At 55.6% G+C, this 1,425-nt stretch carries 1 protein-coding gene; it reads left to right on the top strand.

Translation table 11 applies throughout. The features are described from left to right. The first annotated feature begins 113 nt into the window (after positions 1–113). Positions 114–1,415: an IS4 family transposase gene (locus JFT63_RS29335; RefSeq protein WP_081339099.1), complete on the top strand. Its 1,302-nt coding sequence runs from the start codon at positions 114–116 to the stop codon at positions 1,413–1,415. Positions 1,416–1,425: the final 10 nt, after the last annotated feature.

Raw genomic sequence — 1,425 nt, 5'->3', positions numbered from 1 at the left:
GCCAGCCCTTTCAAGGTCTTCTGTAAAATCCCCTGAAATTTCATTCAGGGGGTACCTAAACGATGTGGGCGGAAGTTCTAGCGCGTTTCGAGAAAAAAGCACCTGCCAGTGTCATGGCCAAACTGGCGCTGCAGCAGGCTATTGCCCCCGAGTGGATTGATCAGGTTTTCGAAGAACACCGGCAACGGCAGTATTCTCGTGAGCTATTGTTCTCGACCATCATCAAGCTAATGTCCCTTGTTTCATTGGGCTTGAAGCCATCTCTGCACGCCGCCGCGCGACAACTGGAGGACCTTCCGGTCAGCCTGGCGGCTCTCTACGACAAGATCAGTCGTACCGAGCCTGCTCTGTTGCGCGCCCTGATTACGGGCTGTGCACAGCGCCTGGCTCCAACCATCCGGGAGCTGGGCTGCACGGCGATGCTGCCAGGTTGGCAGGTTCGGGTAGTGGACGGTAATCACCTGGCATCCACTGAGAAACGTCTGGGAGCTTTACGCAACGAGCGCGGCGCCGCTCGTCCCGGTTTTTCGGTTGTTGCATACGATCCCGATCTGGATCAGGTCGTCGACCTTCAGGCGTGTGAGGATGCCTACGCAAGCGAGCGCGTTTGTGTGCTGCCTTTATTGGCCAATGCCGAGCCCGGCCAAGTGTGGCTGGCTGACCGGCTTTATTGCACGCTCCCGGTTATGGAGGCTTGTGAGCAAGTCCAAACTTGCTTTGTCATTCGTCAGCAAGCCAAGCATCCACGCTTGATTCAAGAGGGTGAGTGGCAAGAGCCAGTACCTGTCGAAACTGGCACTGTGCGTGAGCAGATCATCCAGGTCAAAGGCGGTTACCAATGTCGGCGTGTCGAACTGACGCTTCATTCGCCAACGGACTCCGGCGACAGCAGTTTGATGTTCTGGAGCAACCTGCCTGAGAGCGTCAGTGCGCAACAGATCGCCGAACTGTATCGCCGCCGCTGGAGCATTGAAGGTATGTTCCAGCGACTGGAAGCGATCCTGGAAAGTGAGATCGAAACCCTTGGCAGCCCAAAGGCTGCCTTACTCGGGTTCGCAACGGCGGTATTGGCTTACAACGTCCTGGCTGTTCTCAAACGCAGTGTTGAACAAGCTCATCGGGATACCCAGCCTGAAGGATGGGAGGCCTCGATTTACCATTTAGCGGTTCAGGTCAGGAGTGGATATGAGGGAATGCAGATTGCGCTGCCCTCGGAACATCTTCCTGTCATTCCGTTGGAAAAACTGGCTCAGCACTTATTGGCGCTTGCCAGAAATATCCAACCTAAACAAGTTGCGAAAAGCCCCCGTGGCCCCAAGGTACCCAAGCCCAAAACATGGGTTAAAGGCACCGCGGTGAATGCGCATGTTTCAACGGACCGGATAATCAAGGCTGCCAAGACGAAAAGACCTTGAAAGGGCTGGC

The organism is Pseudomonas sp. MF7453, from assembly GCF_016405455.1.
In the GTDB taxonomy this organism is placed as follows: Bacteria; Pseudomonadota; Gammaproteobacteria; order Pseudomonadales; family Pseudomonadaceae; genus Aquipseudomonas; species Aquipseudomonas paralactis.
This window is presented reverse-complemented; position numbering and strand designations above follow the sequence as displayed.